This window comes from Pseudomonas sp. GP01-A4 (genome assembly GCF_058780865.1).
Genome location: NZ_JBYSWF010000131.1, coordinates 1 through 7,558, shown reverse-complemented (window position 1 = coordinate 7,558; position 7,558 = coordinate 1). Strand labels below are relative to the sequence as shown.

The following is a 7,558-nucleotide window of genomic DNA, read 5'->3' as shown; positions in this document are numbered from 1 at the left end:
GTTATTACTCGTGGCTCTTGGGCGATAACAGTTGGTAGCGACCATGCCGTGAACGACAATATTTCGAAGGTCACAGGCTTCTATCCAGATGTTTGAGCAGTACTTGGATCCAGTGGGGTCCAATGCGTACTGTCGACCGCCGAGCAAACCGATCAACTGCCCATCTAGGGTGCAGTTTTTAAGCCCAACATCGTCAACCGACCCATCAGAAATTGGATCGATGATAATCGCAGAGTAGCCGCCCGTGAATTTGATGCCTGAGATCACAATATTCTTGGCGTTAACTACTCTGAAAAAGGCCTGCTTGGTAGTGTTGCCCCAGATTAATTCCGAGCCCGCACCTTCTCCTGTAACGTTCTGACCGGTGCTTAGTGTCACGGCGGAGGTCCGATTCGGCTCCCGCCCTTCCGGGTAGACAGCTGCCGGTCCAATCGGCGCTACCTTGTATCGGCCAGACGGAATATGCACAGGTAGTCCAGTGCTGAAGCAAGCCAGGTACCCGGGGGTATCGTCAGTGATTCCATCGCCCTTGCAGCCGAACTGTTTAAGGGTAAAAGGCGTAGTTTGGCAAAGCTTCCAACGGTAAGTGCCGTTGTCACCAACGATCACGCTTCCTTTATTGTCCGGTGTAGTGACATCGTCGGGATCCCTGCGATAGACACCTCCACCTCCATCTCCAGGCACGTAATATCCAAGCACATAAACCGCATCACTCGCCGTTGTAACGAGTGCCTTAAGTGCTGAGATATTGTCGACGACCTGACTGGTGATACCGGCTGCGTTAATGTTTTCTAGCATTTCCTTTGCTCCTTGCTTATGGGGTTTTGCTTGTTTGCGATGTTCGAAATCTAGCGTTTCCGGCATATTTCTACGATCGTTTTGGGTAATCGATTCCATGGGCGGCGATGATCCGTTCGAAGGCCTTGTTGCCGATCGCCAGCCTGCCGCAGCACTGGCGTCGGGTGATGCCCAGCTCCAGGAAGGCCCGAATCCGCTCTCCGACCGCGACCCTGTCCGCCGGAAAACTAGATTTGGCGCTTTACGCTGCACGCCCGGGTCAGTTGCCAACCCTCTGAACCGTTTAGGCCGGTTCATCGCTGCCTTTGAATCTGGGCCGGTGGTGATCCGGCAAGGGGTGTCGCTAAAGATCGGCGCAGCTTTCGCTGCTGGGCCAAAGTATGCTGGCTTGCGAGTAAAAGTAGCAGTGCTAATTTTGAATGTAAATAGCACTGCTAATAATAATTTCAGCGGACGTAAAAAAACCCGCACGGAGCGGGTCTGGAGCGGCCGGTACTAGGTTTGAATTGCAAGAGGGAAGCGGTGCGCACGGTGCGCACGGTGCGTAGCGGTTGATAGCCTCATTTCAATGTAGTTAGTCGCCCTACAGTTGCGGCTTGGGGTCCTGCAATCGCCAGTAAATAGCAGGAGCTTTTCTATTCATTGGTCATAACTCATTTTAATCCAAGGCTCTTTAAGGAAATTGGCCGCTTCTGACTGCTCAATTGGGTGCTAATTTTTTTAAGCTCTTTTTGCGTTTTATCGTGAGATGCTTTGTCAGACCAGTCTCGATAAAGCTTCGCGAGCCCTTCATATACCACATGGTCCTCGTCCTCTCTTGCATGCGCAATGTAGGGTCGAAGATATTCTATGTTAGATAAGATAAAATAATGCTCGAGTTTATAGCAAAGTTCTTCGTCAGTAATTCCGGAGTATATATAGTGAGCGAAGTTTTCAATATCATTCAGTACGAGTACTAGGCAATTGTAGAATGGAATAGCTTCGTCGCTTTGATACCAGTCAAGCCAATCTTGGTTAAATGTTGAGCCTGCGCGTGAGAGGCCGACTATTTTGCCAGTAAAATCAGGGCTCTCTTTGTATGAGCTATCTTGGAAAGCTTGGTTCGTTAACGCTTCAATGCTCCGAAGCTTTCGGTCTAATATGGAAATACTTAACGCAATTGTTTCGCGCTTGAATCGAATTTTTGCTTCTTCTTTGAATGCTTTCAGTTGGTAAATTGCGACGCCCGCGCCCAGCAGGATTAGGGGCCAAGAAACAAAATAAGCGAACTCTGCATAGGGTCTGTACTCGGTAATAAAGTCCATAATTAAGCATGCTTCCTTGAGATTTTTATAGCTTGTCTAAACGGATAATTTGACATCTCGACTTAATTCAGCGCGAGTACATCGCCCACCAAAATACATGACCCAGAATCGATACCTGCTGCTCTTGAATCTGCTGGAAGGTGTAATCCTCGTCTGGATGCTCATCACGATTGAAGCTGCGCAGTCGAATCCCTATGGGGATGCGGTAGACCTGCTTCACGCGAAGCTGACCGTTATGGTTGATGGCGTACATCTCTCCATCGACTATATCGCTGAGAGAGTTTTTCCCTACGTTCACTCCTACGGTTGCGCCGTCGCGTAGCACGGGCACCATGCTGTTGCCGCCGACCTTCACGCATTTTGCGTTGCTGAACTGAACGCCATTTTGGCGCAGGTCCTTCTTGTTGAAGCGCAGACGTGAATTAGCGCTTTCCTCAATAGCAAATCTGCCAGATCCGGCCGCCAATTCGACTTCATGAAGGAAAGGAACGTATACCTCATCATCATCGAGCGGGGTTTCATCGTCCCAAGTCTCGATACTTCCTAATTTTGCGCTTTGCTGGATGCGCTCCGGATGCACGCTGGCAACAGTGGATAACAGTCGAGAGCTGACTTCGCCTGCATCGAAGTTGAGCGCCTTGGCGAGCTTTAGCAGTGCCTCCACATTTAACGGCACCTTCCCCGTGGCGTATTGGCTGAATGCACTTTGTCCAGACCATCCGCACGCTTCGGCAACGTCCGCCTGAGTCAGGCTGCGCCCGGCAGCTTTGGCGGCTGCTTTCCGCTGTTCATAGATGGCCTTGAGCCTAGCGCTTTCGGCGACTTCTTCGGTGGTAAGGGGGCGGCGTATTTTCATACGAGCAAGAGTATTAGCAGAGCTGATATCTTTGCAAATAGCGCTGCTATTATTAAGTTGCTGATAAAAATCAGCGCTACTACTATGCATGGCAGATATAAAACCGTGGAAACTCCATGAAAAAGATCCCCTTGAGCAAATACCTAGAAGAGAACGGCACTCAAGCCGCGCTTGCTGCTGCTCTCGGCGTGAACCAGAGCGCGATCTCGCAAATGGTTCGAGCCGGCAGAAGCATCGAGATCACCCTTCATGACGACGGGCGTATCGAGGCTAATGAGATTCGTCCGATCCCAGCACGCCCGAAGCGCACAGCAGCCTGAGGCTTTTATTGCTGACTGCCTGAACAAATGATCGCCTCTGCACCTGCAGGGCGCCACGTAAAGAATTTCGAGGTGTTACATGCAGGAATTGATGAAGGCGATCTATGACGTCGTGGATGAGCATGGGGCAGGGCGCATTGCAGAGGGCGCCAGCTTCTCCTCGAAGACGCTGCTTTCCCAGAAGGCGAACCCGGACTACGACAGCCACAAGCTGAACGTCCAGGAGCTGCACAGGATTATGAAGTTCACGCGGGACTTCCGCCCGCTGAAAGCGTGGGCCGAGGCTTTCGGTTTCGACCTAGTGCCAAAGGAAAAGCCCGAGGGCATCAACCTCAACACTGCGCTGCTGCGCCTGCACGCCGATCTAGCTGACGTGACCCGCCTTGCCTTCGACGCCCAAGCCGATGGCTGCGTTTGCACTCGCGAGAAATCCGAACTGCTCAAAGAGGCTGAGGAGGTGATCGTCAGCCTGGAAGTTTTCAAGCAGTCGGTGAAGGCGGCCTGAATTACAGATACAAAAAAGCCGACGTACGAGGTCGGCTTTTTCTACAGCGGTAAACAACTGGAGCGAATCATGCACCAACACACCGAGTCGATCAATAGCCCCAACAATCTCGCGCCACGTTTTTCGCAATCTGAAAACGTGGCGCGCACGATGTCTTTGCGTGAAATCGCCGATCTGACCGGCAAGCGGCACGACAACGTCAAGGCAGATATTCGCAACATGCTTGCTGACCTCAAAGAAGATGTCCTGACTTTTCAGGGTATCTATTTGGACAGTATGAACCGGCAGCAAACCGAATATCTGCTAGACCGGGAACACACTGACTGCCTCCTGACCGGCTACAGCGCAGCAATGCGTATGGTGGTGATAAAGCGCTGGCGTGAGCTTGAAGGTAGTCGCGTCATTGCAACGCTACCTGACTTCTCCAATCCGGCAGCAGCCGCGCGCGCCTGGGCTGATGAGGTGGAGCAGAAACAAGCGGCTGAGCAGGCTCGCCTACAACTCTCCGTGGAGGTTCAGGCCCAGGCCACCAAGATCCACTCCCTGGAGAACCTGTTCAAGGACCGGGCAGCGAGTCAATGGCACAACCGCCCGCCAGATGGAACGGACAGAAGCGAACCACTCCGCAGCGGAGCAGGCCGCCCAGATGGTTTTGGCCAAACGGCAAGCAGGTGACCGCAATGAATACCTCTGAAATGAACGACCAGCAGGTCGCTGGTCTGGCCGCCGCCATCTGCGCCACAGCCGAGGCCATGGGCCAGGAAATGAACCCCGGCACCGCCGCGATGATGGCCGAAGACCTTTGCGCCTACCCGGTGCCCGTTGTCAAAGCAGCGCTCAAGGCCTGCCGCTTTCCTGGGTGAGAAGACCTTGGGGGAGGTGGCGCTGGAGCTGCTGGCGGAGAACGAGGCGCTGCGGTCCGATATTCAATCCTGGCGCCTCAGCATCGAGGCCGAGCGCAACGTGCATAAATTGTCGCTGAAGGGCATCCAGGATGAGCTTGACCGCCTGAAGGGGCTTGGCTTCGCCGAAGAACTGGCGGTGCTGCGCAAGAGTGCCGCTCGGTATCAGTGGTTGCGCGAGGCTCGTAGCGGCTACATCGAGGTCGTGGAATGGATCGGCCCGCACGCGACAGGGATGACTGGCGAAGACCTTGACTCGCTGCTCGACGCTGCCATGGGCATGGGGGGGCGGTCATGACTGACAAGATCAGCGTCAACTGCCAGGCCATGCTCTCTGACCCAGTTAGATAGCTCCATGATGGAGGCTTCGAGGGCCAGCTGGTTTTCGTAGAGCTTGGAGAGCAGGGAAGGGAGCAGGTCTGAGTTGGGCATCGGCGTTCGCCGCTCACCGGTAGGCATGTAGGTGTATGGCCCGGTGTCGCCGTCGAACGGCTCGACGATGTGGATAGCGACGCCCAAGCGCTTGGTAGCTGTAGGCGATTGGCCTGGGCTTGTAACCGATCGGCGCCGCTTCTTCGATCTGGCCGCCGCTGGCCAGGAACTGGGCGACCTGGGCCGCCAGTTCATCCGAGGCCGGGCACCGAATTGATATCTAATTGCCATCATTCCGATACAATCGCGCCCGGCTGAGCATCAGCTATGCCAATGAAGGCGCAACGGAGTGATGGTATGAAGATGGGGAAGGTGGCGGGCGCCACACTACTTGCAGCAATGACGTTCCTGGGCGGCTGCGCGAGTATCGTGAGCGATAGCAAGCCAAAGGTTGGGCTGTACAGCCTGCCTACAAATGCCAACTATGTAATCAAAGACAGCAAGGGCAGCGTGCTACTGAAGGGGGTTACGCCCGGCACGGCACTTTTGGAGACGAGCCGAGGCTACTTTCAAAGCCAAAGCTATACAGTCACCTTCCAAAAGGACGGTTACACCGAGACGACAGTTCCCCTGAAATCTACAGTGAGCGGCTGGTATTGGGGGAACCTGCTGATTGGCGGTTTGATCGGTATGCTGATCGTAGATCCGCTGACAGGCGCCATGTACACATTGCCAGAAGACGCGACAGGAAACCTTTCTGCTGTTGCATTACCTCAAGCCTCGCTGCTACCAATGCCTAGCGCTCCACAGTAAATACGATCTCAAAAAAAGCCCGCACATAGTCGGGCTTCTTGGTCTTAGATAAGGCCTCTGAGAGGAGAGCGCTATACCCTTAGGCCCAGCCTCTCACACTTCATTCTAGCCATGGTGTTGTTTCGCGCAGGATTGGTAGTTTGTCGCTAGTTGTCGCCGCGAGGCAGGAACATTCATAGCACTTGTCTGTCATAGCCCCCGTAGATACTTTCGCATTGACCACCACGCAGACGGCATACCCGAATCTGCGCCCGAGGAAGCCGTCATAGGCTTGTATCGGTTCGCTCAAGTAACGTTACTTATTTGCCTCTTGATCTGGCTGGTTCTGTGCCAGGTTTGCCTGGATCGTTTCTTTATAATCGAATGGATAAAGGCCGAATAGCATGAGTGATTGAGGGAACGGCAGTGTTGATCATCAAGGGCTTAATCAGAATGGAGCGGTTATGACACGAGCATGGAAGATTTCAGCATTTCTCTGGTTGGGGCTCCTCAGCTCCTGCACGATGACAGGGCCAAAATTCGCGCCACTTGAAAACGTGGATTCTCAATATGGTGTTCTCTATGTCTACCGGCCCAGTAATTACGATATGGGCCTAATGACCGCCTTGATTTCTTTGGACGGAAAGCAGATAGCATCTCTAGAGAACGGCGGTTATGTAGCCGTGCCTGTTGCGCCAGGTGAGCACACGATCACCCAGAAATGGAAGGCCGGAATCTTGGGCAATTCCGATCTTGAGGGCGGTACCACGACCACTGTCGTCGATGTTAAACGCTCAGATGCCTCCTACGTTAGCCTCACATCCAATAGCACGAGAGTGCAGGCAAAACGATTCAATGCCGTCGCTGTTGACCTGCAGTGGCAGCTCAATAAAGTGTCTGCAGATCAGGCATTGCCCGAGATTTCTCAATGTAGAAAGGTTGAGGCGATCTAGCCCGACGGCGGGCGATATCTAGGTAAGCGGATGGCGAACACACCTTTACACCGCACCCACGTCGTAAGCGTTTGGCGAATCCACCTTACGGCTTTGTAACGAACATACCGTGTAGCAGCTTGGGTGATCGGGAATCGAGTGGCCGGATCTCAGAGCTTGGCTAGCTGCAATCTTGTCTGCAATTGACCTACGCACTCACCCGCAATGCTCCTCACAGCTGGATCAACCCATGGCTTTAGAAGCTCATGTTCGCGAATCAAGCCCAGCTGTAGTAGTACGCTGACAGCGGTCGTGTAAAGCGGCCCTAGGCTTCCGTCTGCAATTTTGATAGCTATACCCAGGCCGCGACTACGAATCCCAATTGTGTAGACCCCATCTACGCCGACCTTAGCAATGCAATCGCCATTAGATGCGAGCGCTATGGCCTGATCACAACGACCCGTACCTGACACCATCTCGGGGTGGGAAGCCATCGCGGAAGCAATCGAAGACAATGCATTATCGTGATCACTATCAATGCCCGACTCGCCGGTGGCAAGACGCGCCCAGAGCAACGCAAGGCGCGACAATGGCATGCCGTAGTTTGGAGCACTGCAACCGTCTATTCCAGACCAAAGCTGGTTTGACGGGAGGTCTGCCAGCATCGCAATGCCTTGACGGATATCCACTTGGAGAGGGTTGCGGATTCCACGCCATTCGGACACTCAGCCCACGCTGATCCGGACACCTGTTCCACGCTCATTCGGACAGGCAGTC

General features: G+C 53.7%; 12 protein-coding genes and 2 pseudogenes. 9 read left to right on the top strand and 5 right to left on the bottom strand.

Features of this window, described 5'->3' with window-relative positions; translation table 11 throughout:
* Positions 1 to 897, bottom strand: an 897-nt coding sequence (locus tag AC3WKX_RS33850) for a putative phage tail protein (protein ID WP_218265377.1), incomplete at its 3' end; no start/stop codon positions are given.
* On the opposite strand from AC3WKX_RS33850, the gene AC3WKX_RS33845 reads away from it, so the two are divergent.
* Positions 896 to 1,297, top strand: coding sequence for a hypothetical protein (locus AC3WKX_RS33845; RefSeq protein WP_146013752.1), 402 nt, complete (start codon positions 896 to 898; stop codon positions 1,295 to 1,297). The two genes, AC3WKX_RS33850 and AC3WKX_RS33845, sit on opposite strands and share 2 nt — an antisense overlap.
* 154 nt (positions 1,298 to 1,451) lie before the next feature.
* Here the strand turns inward: AC3WKX_RS33845 and AC3WKX_RS33840 are convergent, their stop codons facing one another.
* On the bottom strand, positions 1,452 to 2,102 hold the full coding sequence (locus AC3WKX_RS33840; protein ID WP_102606502.1) for a DUF4760 domain-containing protein: 651 nt from the start codon (positions 2,100 to 2,102) through the stop codon (positions 1,452 to 1,454).
* 67 nt (positions 2,103 to 2,169) lie between these two features.
* Positions 2,170 to 2,958, bottom strand: coding sequence for a LexA family transcriptional regulator (locus AC3WKX_RS33835; protein WP_102606501.1), 789 nt, complete (start codon positions 2,956 to 2,958; stop codon positions 2,170 to 2,172).
* 116 nt (positions 2,959 to 3,074) lie between these two features.
* Between AC3WKX_RS33835 and AC3WKX_RS33830 the strand changes: the two genes are divergently transcribed.
* From AC3WKX_RS33830 to AC3WKX_RS33805, 6 genes and pseudogenes are all read left to right on the top strand, one after another.
* Positions 3,075 to 3,278 (top strand): Cro/CI family transcriptional regulator, encoded by a 204-nt coding sequence (locus AC3WKX_RS33830; RefSeq protein ID WP_102606500.1) that lies wholly within the window; start codon positions 3,075 to 3,077, stop codon positions 3,276 to 3,278.
* 79 nt (positions 3,279 to 3,357) lie between these two features.
* Positions 3,358 to 3,783 carry a phage regulatory CII family protein gene (locus AC3WKX_RS33825; RefSeq protein WP_102606499.1) on the top strand — a complete coding sequence of 142 codons (426 nt, stop codon included), beginning with the start codon at positions 3,358 to 3,360 and terminating at the stop codon, positions 3,781 to 3,783.
* Positions 3,784 to 3,852: 69 nt separating this feature from the next.
* Positions 3,853 to 4,113: pseudogene (locus AC3WKX_RS33820) on the top strand (Rha family transcriptional regulator); the annotation flags it as partial.
* 232 nt (positions 4,114 to 4,345) lie between these two features.
* Positions 4,346 to 4,477: pseudogene (locus AC3WKX_RS33815) on the top strand (phage replication protein); the annotation flags it as partial.
* Positions 4,464 to 4,646 carry a hypothetical protein gene (locus tag AC3WKX_RS33810; RefSeq protein ID WP_102606498.1) on the top strand — a complete coding sequence of 61 codons (183 nt, stop codon included), beginning with the start codon at positions 4,464 to 4,466 and terminating at the stop codon, positions 4,644 to 4,646. The pseudogene AC3WKX_RS33815 and the gene AC3WKX_RS33810, both read left to right, overlap by 14 nt.
* Positions 4,647 to 4,653: 7 nt before the next feature.
* Positions 4,654 to 4,983: a hypothetical protein gene (locus AC3WKX_RS33805; RefSeq protein ID WP_173883082.1), complete on the top strand. Its 330-nt coding sequence runs from the start codon at positions 4,654 to 4,656 to the stop codon at positions 4,981 to 4,983.
* A 147-nt stretch (positions 4,984 to 5,130) separates the two neighbouring features.
* Here the strand turns inward: AC3WKX_RS33805 and AC3WKX_RS33800 are convergent, their stop codons facing one another.
* Positions 5,131 to 5,331 (bottom strand): hypothetical protein, encoded by a 201-nt coding sequence (locus AC3WKX_RS33800; RefSeq protein WP_371860101.1) that lies wholly within the window; start codon positions 5,329 to 5,331, stop codon positions 5,131 to 5,133.
* An 83-nt stretch (positions 5,332 to 5,414) separates the two neighbouring features.
* Here AC3WKX_RS33800 and AC3WKX_RS33795 point away from each other — a divergent pair, with 83 nt between their 5' ends.
* Positions 5,415 to 5,870: a hypothetical protein gene (locus tag AC3WKX_RS33795; RefSeq protein ID WP_003207714.1), complete on the top strand. Its 456-nt coding sequence runs from the start codon at positions 5,415 to 5,417 to the stop codon at positions 5,868 to 5,870.
* 443 nt (positions 5,871 to 6,313) lie between these two features.
* Positions 6,314 to 6,802 (top strand): DUF2846 domain-containing protein, encoded by a 489-nt coding sequence (locus tag AC3WKX_RS33790; protein ID WP_102606495.1) that lies wholly within the window; start codon positions 6,314 to 6,316, stop codon positions 6,800 to 6,802.
* Between the two features lie 149 nt (positions 6,803 to 6,951).
* On the opposite strand, the gene AC3WKX_RS33785 is transcribed toward AC3WKX_RS33790, so the two are convergent.
* Positions 6,952 to 7,506 carry an asparaginase gene (locus AC3WKX_RS33785; protein WP_102606494.1) on the bottom strand — a complete coding sequence of 185 codons (555 nt, stop codon included), beginning with the start codon at positions 7,504 to 7,506 and terminating at the stop codon, positions 6,952 to 6,954.
* Positions 7,507 to 7,558 lie beyond the last annotated feature (52 nt).

Coding starts and splice junctions, on each gene's coding strand:
- AC3WKX_RS33845 (WP_146013752.1), top strand. CDS start 896: ATGGGCGGCGATGATCCGTTCGAAGGCCTTGTTGCCGATCGCCAGCCT.
- AC3WKX_RS33840 (WP_102606502.1), bottom strand. CDS start 2,102: ATGGACTTTATTACCGAGTACAGACCCTATGCAGAGTTCGCTTATTTT.
- AC3WKX_RS33835 (WP_102606501.1), bottom strand. CDS start 2,958: ATGAAAATACGCCGCCCCCTTACCACCGAAGAAGTCGCCGAAAGCGCT.
- AC3WKX_RS33830 (WP_102606500.1), top strand. CDS start 3,075: ATGAAAAAGATCCCCTTGAGCAAATACCTAGAAGAGAACGGCACTCAA.
- AC3WKX_RS33825 (WP_102606499.1), top strand. CDS start 3,358: ATGCAGGAATTGATGAAGGCGATCTATGACGTCGTGGATGAGCATGGG.
- AC3WKX_RS33810 (WP_102606498.1), top strand. CDS start 4,464: ATGAATACCTCTGAAATGAACGACCAGCAGGTCGCTGGTCTGGCCGCC.
- AC3WKX_RS33795 (WP_003207714.1), top strand. CDS start 5,415: ATGAAGATGGGGAAGGTGGCGGGCGCCACACTACTTGCAGCAATGACG.
- AC3WKX_RS33790 (WP_102606495.1), top strand. CDS start 6,314: ATGACACGAGCATGGAAGATTTCAGCATTTCTCTGGTTGGGGCTCCTC.